Origin of the sequence: Pseudomonas putida (genome assembly GCF_004357765.1) — a bacterium.
Classification (GTDB): Bacteria; Pseudomonadota; Gammaproteobacteria; order Pseudomonadales; family Pseudomonadaceae; genus Aquipseudomonas; species Aquipseudomonas putida_U.
The window spans coordinates 189152-206456 of sequence record NZ_SMTE01000006.1; the positions used below are offsets into that span (position 1 = coordinate 189152).

Sequence of the window (17305 nt, forward strand, 5' to 3'; positions counted from 1 at the left end):
GGATTACCGGAGAACCACCCCATGCGTAATGAAACTCGCGCCCAGTACGGCGCTTACCTGGACCAGATCGCCAAGCTCAACGGCGTCAGCGATGCCACCAAGACCTTTACCGTAGCGCCCTCGGTTCAACAGAAACTCGAATCCCGCATGCAGGAGTCCAGCGACTTCCTGTCGAAGATCGGCATGATCGGCGTCGACGAACTGAAGGGCGAGAAAATCGGTGTAGGCGTCAGCAGCACTATTGCCAGCCGAACGGACACCACCGGCAGCGGCGTCCGTATTCCTCGCGACGTGTCCGGTCTGGACAGCCAAGGCTATGAAGCCCATCAGACCGACTTCGACACCGCGATCCGCTACTCCCAGCTGGATGCCTGGGCGCGCCACCCAGAATTCCAGACCATGCTGCGCGATGCCATCCTGCGCCGCCAGGCACTGGACCGCATCATGATCGGCTTCAATGGCACCTCTGCTGCGGCCAACACCAACCGCGACACCAACCCACTGCTGCAAGATGTGAACATCGGCTGGCTGCAGCAGTATCGCGATAATGCCCCTGCCCGTGTGCTCAAGGACGGTAAAGTCGCCGGCAAGATCGTGATCGGCAGCGGCTCCAGTGCCGACTACAACAACCTGGACGCGCTGATCTTCGACGCTGTAGCGAACCTGATCGACCCTTGGCACCGCAAGGACACTGGTATCGTCGTGATCCTGGGCAGCAACCTGGTGCACGACAAGTACTTCCCGCTCGTGAACAAAGAGCAAGCCGCGTCGGAGAAGCTGGCCACCGACATGATCCTGTCGCAGAAGCGGATGGGCGGTAAGCAGCCGGTCGAAGTGCCGTATGTTCCCGACGGTGCGGCCTTGGTCACCAGCTTGGAAAACCTGGCCATCTACTGGCAGATCAACGGTCGCCGCCGTTACACCCAGGAGAACCCGAGCAAAAACCGCATCGAGAACTTCGAATCCAGCAACGATGCCTACGTCGTAGAAGACTACGGCCTCGGCTGCTTGATCGAAAACATCGAGCTGGAGGCCTAACCCATGGCCCTCAGTCCTGCAAAACGTCATTTCATCAAGGCGACCGCCGCGCTTGACGCAGCGTCCGCTGCCCCGTCCGCGCTCATGGCTGGGTTGAGCAGCTATGAAATGCAACTCGCTCAGTTGCACCAGGACCAGCTTCGTCTGTCGAGCATGCAATCAATGGAAGCACGTGCCCAGCTCAAAGCTGGCTTGCTTCCGGCATATGAGGACTACGTTGCCGGCGTGTTGAGCGCTGGTCGCGGCGCCCAGGACGATGTGCTCGTCACAGTGATGGTGTGGCGCTTCGACGCTGGCGACTGGGCAGGCGGCCTTGATATCGCCGAGTACGTGCTGCAGCACGGGCTCAAGATGCCGGATCGCTTCAACCGCAAGCCGGGGTGCACCGTCGCCGAGGAGCTGGCCGAAGCATCATTCAAGGCACTCAAGGCAGGCGGCAGCATCCCGCTGGACATCCTGAAGAGGACGGACGAGCTTACGGCCGACGAGGACATGCCGGACCAGGTCCGCGCCAAGCTGAAGCTGGCCATGGGTCGTACCACCGTGCTGGGCCTTGACGAAGAAAACCCCGGCCAGCCCGGCAACGTGCAGGCCGGCGTTGACCTTATGAAGCGCGCCATCGAGCTGCACGATAGCTGTGGTGGCAAGAAAGACCTGGAGCGCGCTGAGCGCCTCCTCAAGAAAATTGCCGATCCGGTCGGTTAACAGAGCGTCCCGCGCAACCCCGGCGGCTCGGGGTGGATCAGCGGCCTACGGCCCAGCTGTGAAGCCCCGACCACCGCCGACCTATTCAGAGAACGACCATGAGTGGATTCATTGCCGGCGGTCTGGTGTCGAGCGATTCGGTACCGGGCATCCACATCAACAGCAACCCCTTCTGGCCGTCCATTGACCTGGACAAGCTGCGGGAAACCCTGCGCATCGACTCCAGCGTTACCCCTGCCCGCCTCGAAACCGCCGTTGTCGCTGCAATCATCGGAGTCAACCGGGACCTGAGCAAGTGGCGAGCGGCCCGGCAGACCGAAGGCTTCACAACCCTGGGTAGCGTTCCAGATGACGACCACCTCACCAACGTCGAGCGCGTGCACCTGTACGTGCGTGCCGTCGAGTGCGCGGCCGGTGCGGAGGTCTGCGAGCGTTACCGTAACTACGACAGCACGGCCAGCGGAGACAAGAAAGCAGACGCCGACGCTCCGACGATCGACGACTACCGTCGCGACCAGCGCTGGGCTGTGCGTGATCTGCTCGGCCGCTCCCGCACCACGGTTGAGCTGCTGTGATGGCCGAGCAGAAACGCACCCAACAAAACGACACCGTCGACGCCCTGTGCTGGCGTCACTACGGCCGCACGGCCGGCGTCGTCGAGGCCGTGCTCAATGCCAACCCCGGTCTGGCCGATCAAGGTCCAGTGCTGCCCGCCGGCCTGCTGGTCACATTGCCGGATCAACAGACCGCAGCCCCCGAACGCCAAACGGTGAGCCTATGGGACTGACCTACCGCGCCACCACCAAACCATGGAAGGACCCAACCCATGCCTGACCGCCCCGACACCTGGGCCTGGTTCGCTACCTGGCTCGAACACAACTGGCCGGCCCTGTATGCCGGCTGCCTGGCGGTCATCATCGCCGCCCTTCGTGTCATCTACGGCGGTGGGTCCTGGCGCCGGATGGCGATCGAGGCGCCGCTGTGTGGCGCTCTAGCGCTGTCGGCCAGCCACGGGCTATCGCTGGTGGGTATTCCCCTGACCGCGGCCCCGTTCTTCGGCGGCGTCATCGGCCTGCTTGGCGTCGAGTTCACCCGTGCAACCGCGAAGAAGTTCTTCACACGCAAAGAGGAAACCGCATGACCACGCTTCGACACGGCGACCGCTCCCAGGCGGTGCGCGAGCTGCAGCGCAAACTCAATGAAAACGGCGCCAAGCTGAACACCGATGGCGCCTATGGCGATGCCACCGAGGCGGCGGTACGGACGTATCAGGCGAAGGTCGGACTAGTTTCCGATGGGATAGCGGGCACCAAGACTCTCGCCAGCCTTCAAGGGCAGGACACCGGCAAGCTGCTCAAGCACTCCGATCTGGTGCAGGCCTCTCAGCGCCTCGGCGTCCCCGTGGCGACTGTGTATGCCCTGAACGAGGTCGAATCGAAGGGCCGGGGGTTCTTGGACAACGGTAAGCCGGTAATCCTGTACGAGCGCCATGTCATGTACACCCGGCTGCAGTTGGTGCGGCCGTCAACCGATGACCAGGAACAGCTTCACCAGCGTGCCGAACAACTGGCCAAGCAGGTCCCTAGCCTGGTCAACCCCAAGGCTGGCGGTTACATAGGCGGCACGGCCGAGCACCAGCGCCTGACGCAAGCTCGCCAGCTCGACGAGCAATCCGCCCTGGAATCCTGCAGTTGGGGTGCCTTCCAGGTGATGGGCTACCACTGGCAGCGCCTGGGCTACGCCAACATTCAAGAGTTCGTGGACGCTATGAATCACAGCGAGGCGGACCACCTGGAGGCCTTCGTCCGGTACATCGAAGCAGACGCCAACCTGCTCAAGGCCTTGAAGGCGCAGAAGTGGGCGACGGTAGCGAAGCTGTACAACGGCCCCGACTACCAGCGCAACCTGTACGACGTGAAGCTGGAGCGCGCTTTCGAGCGGCACCAGGACCGCGGGCTGGTGGCTGCGTGATGGACCTGCGCACCGGGATAGTGCTGGCCGTATTGGTCGCCGCCCCTGGGCTGTGGGGGTGGTGGCAGAAATCGATGCTGGAAAGCGAAAAGCAAACATCTGCAGACCTGTCGAATCAGCTGGATACCGCCCAGGGCGAAGCCAGAGCCAACCTGGCAACCGCGAACGAACTGAAATCCACCCTGGAGCGCGAGCGCGATGGCCAGACAAAGCTGCTGCAACTCCAGGGCGAACTGCGAGCAGGCCTGGCCAAGCGTGAGCGCCAGATCGAGGACCTCAAGAATGAGAACCAGGAACTACGGAACTGGGCTGACCAGCCTTTGCCTGACGCTGCTCGCCGGCTGCGGCAGCGCCCCACCATCACCGGCGCCGACGCTTACCGTGAGTGGCTGTCCGGTAGTGGTGCCCTGCGTGCTGGAAGCGACGGCCCCGATGAAAAACGGACAACTGCTCAGTGACCAGGAACGCACCGAGCTGGCCTGGGCCGAGTGCGCCGCCCAGGTCGATCGCGTCTATCAGCACCAGGTGACCCATGAACAAGCCCGATAGTCTACGAACCCTGCTGCTCGAGTCCGTGCCAGGTCTCAAGAAAAACCCCGAGCGCCTGCTCATGTTCATCGACCAGGGGAAAGTACGCTGCACCGCGGCCGCGAGCCTGTCGTTTGAATATGGGTACAGTCTGCAGATCATCCTCACGGACTTCGCCGGCCACCCCGACAGCGTGATGCTCCCGATCCTAGGCTGGCTCCGGACCAACCAGTCCGAACTGCTGGTCAACCTGGACAAGTCCGCCGAGGGGCTCAAGTTCGAGGCCGATCTGCTGGACCGGTCCAAGGTCGATATGGCTATCACTCTGCCCCTTACCGAGCGGGTCATCGTCAAGCGGGAAGAAGACGGCAGCTTCAATGTTACTCATGCCGAGGAACCCCAGTACGAGGGTTATGCGGAGCAAGGACCGGTCACCGTGTATGCCGACGGCGAACCGCTTGTGTCCTGGCAACCCCCAGCCGCCCCAGACAGCATGGCCCTGAACATGCCTCACCCGAAGCGCCCAACCCGTGGCTGATCTCGAAGCCCTCGAAGATTGGGCCGGCCCACTGCTGCGCCAGATTGAACCGGCGGGTCGGGCCAAGCTGGCACGCGCCATGGCGCAGCAACTGCGCCGGGGCCAGCAAAAGCGCATACAGGCCCAGCACAACCCGGACGGCACCCCATTCACGCCCCGTCGGCCGCACAAGTTGCGCGAGAAGCAAGGCCGCGTGAAGCGCAAGGCCCAGATGTTCAAGAAGTTGCGCACCTCCACCTACATGAAGGCCAAAGGCGACCCCAAGGCTGTGACCGTAGGATTTACCGGCCGTGTTGCCCGTATCGCCAGGGTCCACCAGTACGGCCTGCGTGACCGTATCGCAGACCGCGGCCCGATGGCCCACTACGAGAAGCGAGAACTGCTGGGCATCTCGCCTGACGACCAGGACATGCTCAAGGACCTGGTGCTCGCCCACTTAGGCCTGTAGCGGCCGTCTCTACAGTCGCCACGGGCTGCGCTCGCGCACGCGTGGCGCGACCATCGCCGGCATGAACTCTCTCGCCGAACTCTCCCGCCTGTTGGAAAACCTGATCCGCTTCGGCCTCATCGCCGAGGTGCAGCACGTGCCACCCCGCGTGAAGGTTGAAACCGGCGGCATCCTCACCACCTGGTTGCCCTGGCTGGCCTGGCGCGCTGGTGCAGATCGGGAGTGGGACCCGCCCACCGTGGGCGAGCAGGTGTTGCTGTTCTCGCCCAGCGGGCAGCTGGCGAACGGCATCGCGGTCACTGGCGTGTTCAGTGACTTGATTCCAGCCAATGGCGACCGGGCCGGCCTACATCGTCGCACCTACGCCGATGGCGCGGTGGTCGAGTACGACAGCGTGGCTCACCACCTGCGCGCCGTGCTGCCGAACGGAGGAACCACCGAGCTGATCAGCACTGGCGGCATCCACATCGTCGGCGATATCACGCACGAAGGTAACTACATCCAGACCGGCGACCAGACCGTCACTGGACTGGTGACCGTGACTGAAGACGTAGTTGCCGCCGGGATCAGCCTCGTCAAGCACACCCACGGGGGCGTGCAGACCGGGAGCGGAAAAACGGGAGTACCGTCGGCATGAATCGCAGGAACGGCTCAACCCTGACCACACGCGAGCATATCGCTCAGTCCGTCGAAGACATTCTCACCACGCGCATCGGCACGCGAATCGCCCGGCGTGAGTACGGCAGCCTGCTGCCCGAGCTAATCGACCAGCCGCTCAACGAAGCGACATGCCTCCGGCTGTACGCCGCAACCGCGATGGCCCTGATCCGCTGGGAGCCCCGAATCAACCTCATCAGGGTGCAACTGAACATTCCCGACCTCACCGGTCGGGCTGAATTGGAAATGACCGCTGTCCTGGTCGACACCAACGAAGAGTTCAACGTCCGCATACCGCTACAACAGGGGAGCACCGCATGAACACATTCCTCCCGATCGACCTTAGCCAGTTGCCGGCCCCCCAGGTAGTCGAGCAGATCGACTATGAGCAGATTCTGGCCGAGCGTAAGGCTTATGCCATCAGCTTGTGGCCCGAGGATGAACAGGAGGAGATAGCCGGCCGCCTTGCACTCGAGTCCGAGCCCATCACAAAGCTGGTGCAGGAGAACGCCTACCGAGAAATGGTCTGGCGGCAGCGCGTGAATGAGGCCTCGCTGGCAGTGATGCTCAGCTCGGCCGCTGGTAGCGACCTGGATCAGATCGCCGGCAACTTCAACGTATCGCGGCTGGTCATCCAGGCCGCGAACCCGCAAGCCGTACCGCCCATCCCGCAGGAGCTGGAGGGAGACGACGCCCTGCGCGAGCGAGCACAAATGGCGTTCGAGGGGCTGAGTACCGCCGGACCTCGCAACTCATACATTTTCCACGCCAGGGCATCGGATGGCCGGGTCGCGGACGCAACAGCACAGAGCCCATCGCCGGCTGTCGCCCTGGTGACAATCCAGTCTGCGCTTGAGGACGGTACCGCCGACCAGGAGCTGATTGACCTGGTCTATTCATACCTCGACGACGAGGACCGCCGGCCGGTCGCCGATCGCCTGATTGTCCAGGGCGCAGAGGTCCTCCCGTATGAGGTCAGAGCCACTCTGTATCTCAAGACCCTGGGCCCGGAAGCAGAGCCCGTGCTCGCAGCGGCCCAAGAGAAGCTGGAGACATTCGTGAACCAGCGCCGCCGGCTGGGTATGCAGGTATCCGAATCCGCTGTGCATGCCGCCCTGCATGTTGAGGGCGTGCGCAAGGTTGAGCTGGATAACTGGACTGACATCGACGCGACCGACAGCCAGGCGCCCTACTGTTCCGGCATCACCCTGACCCAGGGCAGCGACCAATGAGGCTGCTCCCTGGCAATGCAACCGCCCTGGAACGCCAGGCGGCTGAAGCGCTCGCGCAGATCGAGCGTGTGCCCGTGCCGATCCGCGACCTGCTGAACCCTGATCGGTGCCCTGCCGCACTGCTGCCGTTCCTGGCCTGGGCTTTTTCAGTCGATCGCTGGGACAGCCGCTGGCCGGAATCGGCCAAACGCGGCGCCATCCGCTCGTCATTCTTCATCCACTCGCGCAAGGGCACCATCGGCGCGCTGCGCCGCGTCGTTGAGCCCTTGGGCTACCTCATCGAGGTCATCGAGTGGTGGCAGACCGAGCCACAAGGCGTACCAGGCACCTTCGCCATCACCGTTGGGGTCTCGGACGAAGGCATCAGCGAAGAGACCTACCAGGAACTCACCTGGCTGATCGATGACGCCCGCCCGGTCAGCCGACACCTGACCGGCCTGGCGATCAGCCTCGAAACCTCCGGTTCGCTATTCATCGCGACCAGCATTCAGGACGGTGACGAGCTGGACGTATACCCACCCGCAGCCCGCGACATTGACGTGACCGGCTCCATCGGCCGCGGCGGTCGTGAACACACTATCGACTACCTGGACATTCAACATGGTTGACCAGACATCACAGTTTTACGCGATCCTGACCAATGCCGGGGCCGCAAAGCAGGCCAATGCCGATGCTCTTGGCGTTCCCTGGACGATCACCCACATGGCTGTCGGGGATGGCAACCCCAGCGGCGCAGAGAATCCCGCGCTGCCGCAGCCCTCGGCAACTTGGACGGCGCTGCTCAACGAGTGGCGCCGGGCACCTCTGAACCAGTTGAGGGTCGACGAAAAAGACGCCTCGATCATCGTTGCCGAGCAAGTCATTCCGGCTGATATCGGCGGCCGCTGGATTCGCGAGATCGGCCTCTACGACTCCGACGGCGCCCTGGTGGCAGTAGCGAACTGCGCGCCGACCTACAAGCCGCTATTGAGCCAGGGCTCGGGCCGCACCCAGGTAGTGCGAATGAGCCTGATTGTGAGCAGCTCGAGCAACGTGCAACTCAAGATTGACCCTAGCGTTGTGCTGGCCACTCGGGAGTATGTCGACAGCAAGACGGTGCGTGCCTCGCAGGTCGAGGCTGAGGAAGGCACAGAAAACAGCAAAATCATGACGCCGCTTAGGGTGTTCCAGGCGATTGCCAAAGTCGTGAAGCAGGCCACGGAAACGGCCTTTGGGTGGGCCAAGATTTCGACCCAGGCCCAAGTCGATGCGGGTACCGATGATGCCACCATCGTATCCCCCAAGAAATTGCGGGCCACCCTCGTCAAGCTAGGCTTCCTGACGGATGAAGCACCTTACATCAGCACTTTGCTCAAGCACACTCAGACAGGTACCTATATTGGATTTGGTGGTGGTAATGCCAAGGCTACCGCTGGTGTTCCCGATCTGTTCGCGGATACCTCGCGTAACTCTCTGTTGAATATCGAGGCATTCCGGCCGCGGGTCGATATCACTGTCTATCGCGTGTGGGAGGCGACCGGCATTGAGTACGAGGGAATGTACTCCGATGGCGCCAGTGTCATCAGCTGGAGGCGGATATCGAACGATGGTTATCCGGCCTCGGAGAGCTTGACCGGCCCTGCCAAGCTGGCGACCCAGGCTCAGGTTACGACCGGTACCGACGACGCTACGATCATCACGCCGAAAAAGCTGCGCGCCGCCCAAGCGACGCAAGCAGAGGCCGAGGCCGGCACCGATAACACCAAGGTAATGACGCCGCTGCGGGTGTTTCAGGCGATTGCCAAGGTCGTCGTGCAGGCAACTGAAACGGCCTTTGGGTGGGCCAAGATCGCCACTCAGGCTCAGGTAACGACCGGTACCGATGACACCGCGATGGTCACCGCCAAGAAGTTTCGAGCCGGTCTGGCCGCGTTCGGCATCGGCGCACCAGGTACCGATATCGCTGATGCCAACTTGGCATCCTTGACGGGGATATACCGAGTCCCCAGTGGGCTAAATTGCCCACCGGTGCCAGGGTCGTATCACCTGATTCATATCGAAAGGGCACCAGGCTATCAGTCCGCGCAAATCGCCATGGTCGATGGTGGGGCGGGAAGCTCACACTGGACCCGTAACCGGCACTCAGCCGGTACATGGAGCGATTGGAATCAATCTTGGACGACGGGCAACCTGGCGCTGGCAACCCAGGATCAGGTAGACGCAGGCACCAACGATGCTTCGTTCGTGACCCCCAAGAAGCTGCGCCTTGGCTTCACGGCAAGCCTGACCACCAATGGCTATATCGTATTCCCGTCCTGGCTGGGCGGGTTGGTAATCCAGTGGGGGAGAAAGGCCCATGACGCGACGACCAACGCCGTCGCGCTTTCGACAAGCTTCAATATTGCGTTCCCCAATGCTTGTTTCTTCCCCATCGTCATATCTGATGCGGGTTCGACGTGCACGGACCTCAACGCAATTTCCAACACGGTCATGGGCTTTAACATCACCGCTCGCGATTCGGCGGGAACGATCGTTGCGGGCACTTACTACTGGTTTGCCATTGGCAACTGAGGGGAAACGACCATGCTTTACAGCGCAACGACCGGATGCTGTTACATCCCAGGCCTTAACATCGAGGTTCCAACTGACGCCAAGGAAATTACCCAGGAGCGTTTTCTGGCTGTCATTGCCGAACCTGAGCCCGGCAAGGTGCGATCCCATGATGAGGAAGGACTGCCGATCCTTATAGACCCGCCTGTCATCGCGTTAACGTCCGAGCAACTGGCCGCCAATGAACGCGCCTGGCGTGACGCCGAAGTATCGTCGACCGAATGGCTTGTGACCCGTCACCGTGACGAGCAAGACATGCAGTTGGCCACCACGCTGACCGCCGAGCAATTCGCCGAGCTGCTGGTGTATCGCCAGGCCCTGCGCGACTGGCCCCAAACCGAGGCCTTCCCCGACTCGGCACAACGCCCAGTCGCCCCGGCCTGGATCGCTGAGCAGGTCCTGTAAAAAGCCAGCCTACAAGGCCACCAACTCGCCCGCGACCCGCGCGCGCGGCAGCCTGTGCAGTGTCATCCCACTGCACAGGCAACCAACATGGCCGACGAATACCATCACGGCGTGCGCGTCGTCGAAATCAACGAGGGCACGCGCCCGATCCGCACCGTTTCCACCGCGATCGTCGGCATGGTCTGCACTGCAGACGACGCCGATGCGACCGCATTCCCGCTCAACACCCCCGTACTGCTCACCAACGTGCAGAGCGCCATCGCCAAGGCCGGCACCAACGGCACCCTCGCGGCCAGCCTGCAGGCGATCGCCGACCAGACCAAGCCGGTCACCGTGGTGGTCCGTGTCGCTACTGGTGCCACCGACGCCGAAACCACCAGCAACATCATTGGCGGTACCGACGAGAACGGTAAGTACACCGGCATGAAGGCCCTGCTGGCAGCCAAGACGCGCCTCAAGGTCACCCCGCGCATCCTGGGCGTGCCTGGACTGGACACCCTGCCAGTGGCCACCGCCCTGGTCTCGATCGCTCAGGAGCTGCGTGCGTTCGCCTACGTCAGCGCCTCCGGTTGCAAGACCAAAGAAGAGGCCGTCGCCTACCGCGAGAACTTCGGCGCCCGCGAAGTTATGGTCATCTGGCCCGACTTCGAGTTCTGGAACACCACCACCGACGCCACCGACGTATCGCCGGCAGTCGCCCGTGCGCTGGGCCTGCGCGCCAAGATCGACCAGGACACAGGCTGGCACAAGACGATCTCCAACATCCCGGTCAATGGCGCCACCGGCATCAGTGCCGACGTCTTCTGGGACCTGCAGAACCCCGCCACCGATGCCAACTACCTCAACGGCAACGAGGTCACCACCCTCATCAATGCCGATGGCTACCGCTTCTGGGGCAGCCGGACCTGCACCGACGATCCGCTGTTCGCCTTCGAGAACTACACCCGCACCGCCCAGGTGCTGGCCGACACCATGGCCGAGGCGCACATGTGGGCGATGGACAAGCCCATGCACCCCTCCCTGGTGCGGGACATCATCGAAGGCATCAACGCCAAGTTCCGCGAGCTGATCTCCGGCGGCTACCTGATCGGCGGTGAGGCCTGGTACGACGAGGAAGCCAACACCGAGGACACCCTCAAGGCCGGCAAGCTGTACATCGATTACGACTACACCCCGGTCCCGCCGTTGGAAGATCTCACCTTCCGCCAGCGCATCACCGACCGTTACCTGGCGGACTTCGCCAGCCGCATCAATAGCTGACGGAGGCCAGCACAATGGCATTGCCCAAAAAGCTCAAGAACATGAACACCTACCATGACGGCGTGAGCTACATGGGGGTATCCAAGTCCGTAACCGTTCCCGTCCTGGCCCGGAAGATGGAGGCGTACCGGGGCGGCGGCATGAATGGCCCGGTGAAGGCCGATCTCGGTTTCTCCGATGATGGCCTGCAGATGGAATGGAAGATCGGCGGCATCGACTCGCAGGTCATCACCCAGTTCGCAAACCAGAGCGCCTCCGGCCTGATGATCCGCTTTGCCGGCGCCTATCAGCGTGATGACACGGCAGCTGTCAGCGCCGTGGAAGTCGTGATTCGTGGTCGACACGAGACCATCGACATGGGCGAAGCCGTGGCCGGCGAGGACACCGAGCACACCATCACCACCACCTGCAGCTACTACAAGCTCACCATGGACGGCTCCGTCCTGGTCGAGATCGACCTGCTCAACTTCGTCGAGAACGTCAACGGCGTGGACATGCTGGCCGCCCAGCGCCGCGCAATTGGCCTCTGACCCCACAACAGCAAGGACTGAACACCCATGAACAATGAAAAAGCCACTGTCACCGTCGAGGCCACCCCGAAGGCCTTGGACGAAAACGCCGTCGAGTTGGACACCCCCGTAAAACGCGGCGATACCACTCTCGATGTCATCACCCTGCGCAAGCCATCGTCCGGCGAGCTGCGCGGTATCCAGCTCGCTGACCTGCTGCAGATGGATGTCGGCGCCCTGATCAAGCTGGTACCGCGCATCAGCCCGCTCATCGAGGCCGAGGTCCGCGCCCTGGACCCTGCCGATCTGGTGGCGATTGGTGTGAAGGTTACCGGTTTTTTGCTGCAGAAGCGGACGAAGACGGACGCATCCCTCGTTGCGTAGACGACGCCATGGCCGACCTGGCCGTGGTGTTTCACTGGACCCCGGCCGACATGGACCGGCTGGGCGTCCAAGAGCTGATGGAATGGCGCGAGCGCGCGCGAGTAAGGAGTAGTGGCGATGGCAAATGATCTACGGCTGAGGGTGCTGCTGGACGCCGTGGACAAAGCCACTGCGCCGCTGCGCGAGATCAACCAGGGCGGAAAGGAAACCGCCAGCGCGCTCAAGCTGACAAGGGACCGTCTCAAGGAGCTCAACGCCCAGCAAAAGGACGTGAGCGCATGGCGCAAGCAACATGCACAGGCCCGCGAAACGGCCCAAGCACTCGAAGAGGCTCGGGCCAAGGTCAAGGAAATGGGCCAGGCCATGTCCACCGTGGATGCCCCGACCAAGCAGATGACAGCCGAGTTTCAGGCCGCCATCAGGACCACCAACGCGCTCAAGCAGCAGACGGAGGCCGAACAGCTCGCGCTGCGGGGCCTGCAGCGCCGCCTTGGCGAGGCAGGGATCGACACGCGCAAGCTCAACCAGCACAACGCGGCATTGCGCAAGGAACTGGCGCAGACCAACAACACCATCGAACAGCAGGAAACGAGGCTCAAGCAACTGGCCGCCACCCAGCGCAAAGCTGCCCAGGCCAAGGAACGCCTGGAGAAGGCCCAGGGACGGGCCGGCAAGATGGCCGGCGCCGGCGCCGCGGGGGTCGCAGCAGGAATTGGCGCCGGTATGGCCGGGGCCGCGATCCTTTCGCCCCAGCTGGAAGTCGCGCACCAGGGCTCGATGATCGCGGCCCAGTCCGGCGAGTCCGCCGATCGAGCAGGCAAGTACTCGAAAATCATCCGGGATATTCGCACCGACGGCCAAGGCACAGACACAGCCGAAATCGGCGAAGCCGTGGCCGCTGCCAAGAGCACGCTCGGGGCCATGGGCAGTGTCGGCGACAAGGAATTGGACCAGGCCGCACGACGCGCCTTGGACCTCTCCCAGATCATGGGCGTCGACGTAGCCGAGAGCCTGCAGATGGTCGGTATCCTCATGAAGAACAAGCTGGCCGGCAGCAGTGAAGAGGCATTCGACCTGATCGCCGCCGGTATGCAGAAGGTATCGACGCAGATGCGGGGCGAGATCCCCGAAATCCTGCACGAGTATTCCACCCACTTCCGCGGCATGGGGTTCACCGGCGAAGAGGCGATGAGCCTCCTGGTCAACATGGCCCAGCAGGGCAAGTTCGCCCTGGACAAGACCGGTGACGCCATCAAGGAGTTCTCCATCCGCGGCTCGGACATGTCGAAGGCCAGCACAGAGGCCTACGCCTCGATCGGCCTGAATGCCGCAAAAATGTCCACGGCCATCGCGAAGGGCGGCACCGACGCTCGCCTCGCGCTGACCAAGACGGCCAACGCCTTGCTGCTTATCAAGGACCCGGCCCAACGCGCCAATGCAGCAATCGCCCTATTCGGTACCCCTGTCGAGGATCTTGCCGTCGACCAGATACCCGACTTCCTCAAGGCCCTGGCCGGCGGTACCGCCAGCCTTGGAGACGTCACCGGTGCAGCCGACAAGATGGGCAAGACGTTCAGGGACAACCTGGGCGGCGATCTGGACAAGCTCACTGGAACCTGGAGCGCGCTCGTAGGCGAGCTGGTGGACGGTGAGAGCGGTCCTTTGCGGGAGCTAGTGCAGACCGTTACAGAGATTGTGGGCGCAGCCCGGACCTGGATCAGCGCCAACCCAGAGCTGGCAGCCGGAATCGCCAAAGGCGCAGCCGCCGTAGCAGTTCTGGTCGCCAGTATGGGTGCGCTCACAATGGCCATGGCCAGCGTGCTAGGCCCGTTCGCGCTCGCGCAGTACGGCATGTCACTGTTCGCCCTCAAGGGAGCCACAGTGCTCCCCGTGGTCGGGCGGTTGATCGGCATGCTCTCGGGTGGACTGCTCGGCGCCATTCGAACGGTATCGATCGCGCTTTGGGGGCTGGCTGCAAACCCCGTGGTGCTGGCGATCGCCGCGGCCGTGGCAGTGATTGCCGGTGCGGCCTATCTGATCTACCAGAACTGGGACCAGGTGAAGGCCTATTTCGCCAGCGCCTGGGCGGAGATCAAATCCGGGTTCAGCGGTGGCATCGCCGGAATCCTCACCGTGTTGGCCAACTTCAGCCCGATCGGCTTGGTCTATCAGGCATTTTCTGCCGTCCTGAACTACCTGGGCGTAGAGATGCCGTCTCGCTTTACCGAGTTCGGTGGAATGATTATCAACGGCCTAATCGGTGGCCTTACTGCCGGCCTTGGCCTGGTCAAGGACACCATCACCAGCCTGGGTGAATCGACCATTGGATGGTTCAAGGAGAAGCTAGGCATTCACAGTCCGTCGCGGGTGTTCGCCGAGCTGGGCGGCTTCACCACCGAGGGCCTGGCCATGGGCGTTGATGCCGGCGCTAAGGCCCCGCTCGAGGCGGTTGCTCGCATGGGCCAGGACCTCACCAAGGCCGGGCAATTCGACCTGGCGGCGAAAGCACCCGAAATCGCACTTGGGAAAACCCTCGCGACGAGCGCCAGAAGCACGGGTGCGCACCCGGGTCAGCCCGAGCAATTCGACCTAGCTGCGAAAGCGCCTGAAATCGAGGCGGGGAAGGCCCTCGCGACAAGTGCCCGCAGCACCGGTGCGCAACTGGGCAAGATTGAGCTTGCACCCCAGGCCGTACCGAGTCCGGTCATCAACGCAGCTGCCAAGGTTGCTCCAGTCGAGGTTATGAGCTTGAGCAAGCAGTTGGCCCTGGCCAATGTGGCTCAGCCTGAAATCAAGGAGGTAGCCCCACAGCTCAACACCGGCAAGGCCCTTATCACCGATGCAGCCCCAGGCATCAGCCTCGACAACCGCCCGCCTGTGGCAACCGCGGCCCCGGCCGTGAGCGACAGTCACGACGTAATCAATATCAACATTCATCCCGCCCAGGGAACGGACCCTCAAGCAATTGCCCGTGCCGTCAGCGTCGAGCTGGACCGCCGCGATCGCGAGAAGTCCGCTCGTAACCGCAGCCGCCTTTCTGACCAGGAGTAACCCGCCATGATGCTCGCCCTGGGCATGTTCGTTTTCAGCATGCACACCCTTGCGTACCAGGAACTGCAGCGCCAGACCGATTGGCGACACGCCAGCAGTAACCGAGTCGGCGCGCCACCGGCTCGGCAATTCGTAGGCCGAGGCGACGACAAGATCACCCTGCCCGGCGTCATCCTCCCTGAACTGGCCGGCGACCCGATCAGCCTGGACGAGATCCGGAGCATGGCCAACACCGGCCGTGCTTGGCCCTTGGTGGACGGTACCGGACGCATGCGCGGGCTGTATGTCATCGAGAGCCTGAGCGAAACGCAGACGGTGTTTTTCCCAGACGGCGCGCCCCGTCGCATCGAGTTCAACCTCGCCCTGGCCAGGATTGACGCTGGCCGCATCGACCTGCTGGGCAGCGTGGCGAGCCGCACATCGAGCCTGCTGAGGGCCGTGCTGTGACCGACGATGAACTCCGGGTTGTCGCGTACATGCAAGACGTCCAGGACGAGTTGCGGCGCGACAGCAGCAACTCGATGCCGGCATACCGCCTCACCGTCAACGGCAAGGACATGGCCCAGGCCATCAGCCCGAGGCTCACCAGCCTGCAGCTCACCGACAACCGCGGCCTGGAGGCCGATCAGTTGAGCCTGAGCCTCACCGATGACGACGGGCTGCTGGAGATCCCGCCGCGGGGAGCTGTGGTCAAGCTTTGGCTGGGATGGAGCGACACCGGTCTGGTTTACAAGGGCTCGTACACCGTCGACGAAACAGAGCACAGTGGGTCACCAGACATGCTCAATATCCGCGCTCGATCGGCAGATTTGCGCAACGGGTTGAAGACCAAGCGCGAGCGCAGCTGGAGCAGCACCACCCTTGGCCAGGTTTTGGGTGATATAGCGAGTGCCAACGACCTCAAGACGAGTATCGCAGCGGCGGTGGCTGAGCGCGTGGTGGCGCACCTGGACCAGGCCAATGAGTCGGACGCCAACATCCTCACGCGCCTGGGCGAGCTGCACGACGCCGTCATCACGGTGAAGGCCGGCTGTCTGGTGTGCCTCGCGGCAGGCGGCGGCAAGACGGCCGGAGGCACCGCCCTACCCCACATCACCCTGACCAGGAGCGACGGCGACGGCCACCGCTTCCTACAGGCCGATCGCGACAGTTACGACGGGGTGAAGGCCTACTACTACGACGTGGGCAGCACCAAGAAACAGGAGGCGATTGCCGGCGGCGGCGACAAGGTCAAGGATCTGCGCCACACCTACAGCGATCGGGACTCAGCACTGCGAGCCGCCCGATCGGAGCTGAATCGCTTACAGCGAGGTAGCGCCACGTTGAGCTACAACCTGGCCAAGGGCCGGGCAGACCTCATTCCCGAGCTGACCTACAGCCTGCGCGGGGTCAAGACGGAGATCGATGCCATTGTCTGGTACGGCGGGAACGTCCAGCACAGCCTTACAGCCGACGGGGGCTTCACCACCAGCCTTGAGCTGGAAAGCAAACTGCCCGAGGACACCGTCGATACGCTCTACGAGGAACCGAAGGCAGGCGCCTATACAGGCGTGGTGGCGTTCTACAGGGACAAAGCGACCGGGAAGGAAACCTCGGTTGTGGCTGGCGACTCGACAACCCCCAAACGGATCAAGCGGGTATACGACACCAAGGAAGCAGCCCAGAAGGCGGCCGATCGGGAGTGGAAGAAGCTGCAGGCAGCCAAGACATAGTGACAGCCCCGGTTCGCTGACCGGGGCTCATTGTGCTCTATGGGTGGTCCTGCACTTCGAAGGCTTCAAGAATCATCGTGATCTGCCGGCGCTGATCGTCATTCCGACGACAGAACAGCCACACAACACGAACCAGGTCCTTCAAACTTGGGCACTTGCGATCCAGCATAGAAACTCCATTTCAAGCGCTCGGCGCCACCATGGCACCGTACTTAACGCTCGGGAGTCACCTATTTTCTGCATACCAGCGCGTGCCACCATCCCACTTGATGTCAAAG

Annotated in this window: 22 protein-coding genes and 1 pseudogene; all 23 read left to right on the plus strand. The window is 62.9% G+C overall.

The window, feature by feature from the left end:
• Positions 1-21 precede the first annotated feature (21 nt).
• Positions 22-1038, plus strand: coding sequence for a phage major capsid protein, P2 family (locus tag E2H86_RS10810; RefSeq protein ID WP_133327537.1), 1017 nt, complete (start codon positions 22-24; stop codon positions 1036-1038).
• Positions 1039-1041: 3 nt separating this feature from the next.
• A complete protein-coding gene (gene gpM, locus E2H86_RS10815; RefSeq protein ID WP_133327539.1) occupies positions 1042-1743 on the plus strand; it encodes a phage terminase small subunit in 702 nt (233 codons plus the stop codon).
• A gap of 98 nt (positions 1744-1841) precedes the next feature.
• Entirely contained in the window at positions 1842-2318 is a 477-nt protein-coding gene (locus E2H86_RS10820; protein ID WP_133327541.1) for a head completion/stabilization protein, read from the plus strand.
• Positions 2318-2530, plus strand: a complete 213-nt coding sequence (locus tag E2H86_RS10825) for a tail protein X (protein ID WP_133327543.1) — start codon at positions 2318-2320, stop codon at positions 2528-2530. The genes E2H86_RS10820 and E2H86_RS10825 overlap by 1 nt, the downstream gene beginning before the upstream one ends.
• A gap of 39 nt (positions 2531-2569) precedes the next feature.
• A complete protein-coding gene (locus E2H86_RS10830) occupies positions 2570-2884 on the plus strand; it encodes a phage holin, lambda family (protein ID WP_133327545.1) in 315 nt (104 codons plus the stop codon).
• Positions 2881-3714 (plus strand): N-acetylmuramidase domain-containing protein, encoded by an 834-nt coding sequence (locus tag E2H86_RS10835; protein WP_133327547.1) that lies wholly within the window; start codon positions 2881-2883, stop codon positions 3712-3714. Before E2H86_RS10830 ends, E2H86_RS10835 begins: the two co-directional genes overlap by 4 nt.
• Before the next feature lie 74 nt (positions 3715-3788).
• Positions 3789-4073 (plus strand): annotated as a pseudogene (locus E2H86_RS26205) (Rz-like lysis system protein LysB); the annotation flags it as partial.
• The gene (gene lysC, locus E2H86_RS26210) at positions 3997-4263 is read left to right on the plus strand and encodes an Rz1-like lysis system protein LysC (protein WP_243744040.1); all 267 of its coding nucleotides are present in this window, start codon (positions 3997-3999) and stop codon (positions 4261-4263) included. The pseudogene E2H86_RS26205 and the gene lysC, both read left to right, overlap by 77 nt.
• Positions 4247-4780, plus strand: coding sequence for a phage tail protein (locus E2H86_RS10845; RefSeq protein WP_133327551.1), 534 nt, complete (start codon positions 4247-4249; stop codon positions 4778-4780). Before lysC ends, E2H86_RS10845 begins: the two co-directional genes overlap by 17 nt.
• A complete protein-coding gene (locus E2H86_RS10850) occupies positions 4773-5228 on the plus strand; it encodes a phage virion morphogenesis protein (protein ID WP_133327553.1) in 456 nt (151 codons plus the stop codon). The genes E2H86_RS10845 and E2H86_RS10850 overlap by 8 nt, the downstream gene beginning before the upstream one ends.
• A gap of 61 nt (positions 5229-5289) precedes the next feature.
• Entirely contained in the window at positions 5290-5865 is a 576-nt protein-coding gene (locus E2H86_RS10855; protein ID WP_133327555.1) for a phage baseplate assembly protein V, read from the plus strand.
• Positions 5862-6206 (plus strand): GPW/gp25 family protein, encoded by a 345-nt coding sequence (locus E2H86_RS10860; RefSeq protein WP_133327557.1) that lies wholly within the window; start codon positions 5862-5864, stop codon positions 6204-6206. The genes E2H86_RS10855 and E2H86_RS10860 overlap by 4 nt, the downstream gene beginning before the upstream one ends.
• Positions 6203-7117 carry a baseplate assembly protein gene (locus tag E2H86_RS10865; RefSeq protein ID WP_133327559.1) on the plus strand — a complete coding sequence of 305 codons (915 nt, stop codon included), beginning with the start codon at positions 6203-6205 and terminating at the stop codon, positions 7115-7117. The genes E2H86_RS10860 and E2H86_RS10865 overlap by 4 nt, the downstream gene beginning before the upstream one ends.
• On the plus strand, positions 7114-7725 hold the full coding sequence (locus E2H86_RS10870; RefSeq protein ID WP_133327561.1) for a phage tail protein I: 612 nt from the start codon (positions 7114-7116) through the stop codon (positions 7723-7725). The genes E2H86_RS10865 and E2H86_RS10870 overlap by 4 nt, the downstream gene beginning before the upstream one ends.
• On the plus strand, positions 7718-9667 hold the full coding sequence (locus E2H86_RS26215) for a phage tail protein (protein ID WP_243744041.1): 1950 nt from the start codon (positions 7718-7720) through the stop codon (positions 9665-9667). Before E2H86_RS10870 ends, E2H86_RS26215 begins: the two co-directional genes overlap by 8 nt.
• A 12-nt stretch (positions 9668-9679) precedes the next feature.
• Positions 9680-10111: a phage tail assembly chaperone gene (locus E2H86_RS10880; protein ID WP_133327563.1), complete on the plus strand. Its 432-nt coding sequence runs from the start codon at positions 9680-9682 to the stop codon at positions 10109-10111.
• 87 nt (positions 10112-10198) lie between these two features.
• Positions 10199-11371, plus strand: a complete 1173-nt coding sequence (locus E2H86_RS10885) for a phage tail sheath protein (RefSeq protein ID WP_133327565.1) — start codon at positions 10199-10201, stop codon at positions 11369-11371.
• Positions 11372-11385: 14 nt separating this feature from the next.
• Positions 11386-11901, plus strand: coding sequence for a phage major tail tube protein (locus E2H86_RS10890; protein WP_133327567.1), 516 nt, complete (start codon positions 11386-11388; stop codon positions 11899-11901).
• Between the two features lie 27 nt (positions 11902-11928).
• Complete coding sequence (locus E2H86_RS10895; RefSeq protein ID WP_133327569.1) at positions 11929-12264, plus strand: phage tail assembly protein; 336 nt, start codon at positions 11929-11931, stop codon at positions 12262-12264.
• Between the two features lie 8 nt (positions 12265-12272).
• Entirely contained in the window at positions 12273-12392 is a 120-nt protein-coding gene (locus tag E2H86_RS10900; protein ID WP_125924999.1) for a GpE family phage tail protein, read from the plus strand.
• The gene (locus E2H86_RS10905) at positions 12382-15315 is read left to right on the plus strand and encodes a phage tail tape measure protein (protein WP_133327571.1); all 2934 of its coding nucleotides are present in this window, start codon (positions 12382-12384) and stop codon (positions 15313-15315) included. The genes E2H86_RS10900 and E2H86_RS10905 overlap by 11 nt, the downstream gene beginning before the upstream one ends.
• 6 nt (positions 15316-15321) lie before the next feature.
• Positions 15322-15762 carry a phage tail protein gene (locus E2H86_RS10910; RefSeq protein ID WP_133327573.1) on the plus strand — a complete coding sequence of 147 codons (441 nt, stop codon included), beginning with the start codon at positions 15322-15324 and terminating at the stop codon, positions 15760-15762.
• Positions 15763-15791: 29 nt separating this feature from the next.
• A complete protein-coding gene (locus tag E2H86_RS10915) occupies positions 15792-17027 on the plus strand; it encodes a phage late control D family protein (RefSeq protein WP_133327818.1) in 1236 nt (411 codons plus the stop codon).
• Positions 17028-17305: the final 278 nt, after the last annotated feature.

What these genes read in the sequence shown, in the direction of transcription:
- E2H86_RS10810 (WP_133327537.1), top strand. Translation starts at nt 22, where the DNA reads ATGCGTAATGAAACTCGCGCCCAGTACGGCGCTTACCTGGACCAGATC.
- gpM (WP_133327539.1), top strand. Translation starts at nt 1,042, where the DNA reads ATGGCCCTCAGTCCTGCAAAACGTCATTTCATCAAGGCGACCGCCGCG.
- E2H86_RS10820 (WP_133327541.1), top strand. Translation starts at nt 1,842, where the DNA reads ATGAGTGGATTCATTGCCGGCGGTCTGGTGTCGAGCGATTCGGTACCG.
- E2H86_RS10825 (WP_133327543.1), top strand. Translation starts at nt 2,318, where the DNA reads ATGGCCGAGCAGAAACGCACCCAACAAAACGACACCGTCGACGCCCTG.
- E2H86_RS10830 (WP_133327545.1), top strand. Translation starts at nt 2,570, where the DNA reads ATGCCTGACCGCCCCGACACCTGGGCCTGGTTCGCTACCTGGCTCGAA.
- E2H86_RS10835 (WP_133327547.1), top strand. Translation starts at nt 2,881, where the DNA reads ATGACCACGCTTCGACACGGCGACCGCTCCCAGGCGGTGCGCGAGCTG.
- lysC (WP_243744040.1), top strand. Translation starts at nt 3,997, where the DNA reads ATGAGAACCAGGAACTACGGAACTGGGCTGACCAGCCTTTGCCTGACG.
- E2H86_RS10845 (WP_133327551.1), top strand. Translation starts at nt 4,247, where the DNA reads ATGAACAAGCCCGATAGTCTACGAACCCTGCTGCTCGAGTCCGTGCCA.
- E2H86_RS10855 (WP_133327555.1), top strand. Translation starts at nt 5,290, where the DNA reads ATGAACTCTCTCGCCGAACTCTCCCGCCTGTTGGAAAACCTGATCCGC.
- E2H86_RS10860 (WP_133327557.1), top strand. Translation starts at nt 5,862, where the DNA reads ATGAATCGCAGGAACGGCTCAACCCTGACCACACGCGAGCATATCGCT.
- E2H86_RS10865 (WP_133327559.1), top strand. Translation starts at nt 6,203, where the DNA reads ATGAACACATTCCTCCCGATCGACCTTAGCCAGTTGCCGGCCCCCCAG.
- E2H86_RS10870 (WP_133327561.1), top strand. Translation starts at nt 7,114, where the DNA reads ATGAGGCTGCTCCCTGGCAATGCAACCGCCCTGGAACGCCAGGCGGCT.
- E2H86_RS26215 (WP_243744041.1), top strand. Translation starts at nt 7,718, where the DNA reads ATGGTTGACCAGACATCACAGTTTTACGCGATCCTGACCAATGCCGGG.
- E2H86_RS10880 (WP_133327563.1), top strand. Translation starts at nt 9,680, where the DNA reads ATGCTTTACAGCGCAACGACCGGATGCTGTTACATCCCAGGCCTTAAC.
- E2H86_RS10885 (WP_133327565.1), top strand. Translation starts at nt 10,199, where the DNA reads ATGGCCGACGAATACCATCACGGCGTGCGCGTCGTCGAAATCAACGAG.
- E2H86_RS10890 (WP_133327567.1), top strand. Translation starts at nt 11,386, where the DNA reads ATGGCATTGCCCAAAAAGCTCAAGAACATGAACACCTACCATGACGGC.
- E2H86_RS10895 (WP_133327569.1), top strand. Translation starts at nt 11,929, where the DNA reads ATGAACAATGAAAAAGCCACTGTCACCGTCGAGGCCACCCCGAAGGCC.
- E2H86_RS10900 (WP_125924999.1), top strand. Translation starts at nt 12,273, where the DNA reads ATGGCCGACCTGGCCGTGGTGTTTCACTGGACCCCGGCCGACATGGAC.
- E2H86_RS10905 (WP_133327571.1), top strand. Translation starts at nt 12,382, where the DNA reads ATGGCAAATGATCTACGGCTGAGGGTGCTGCTGGACGCCGTGGACAAA.
- E2H86_RS10910 (WP_133327573.1), top strand. Translation starts at nt 15,322, where the DNA reads ATGATGCTCGCCCTGGGCATGTTCGTTTTCAGCATGCACACCCTTGCG.
- E2H86_RS10915 (WP_133327818.1), top strand. Translation starts at nt 15,792, where the DNA reads ATGCAAGACGTCCAGGACGAGTTGCGGCGCGACAGCAGCAACTCGATG.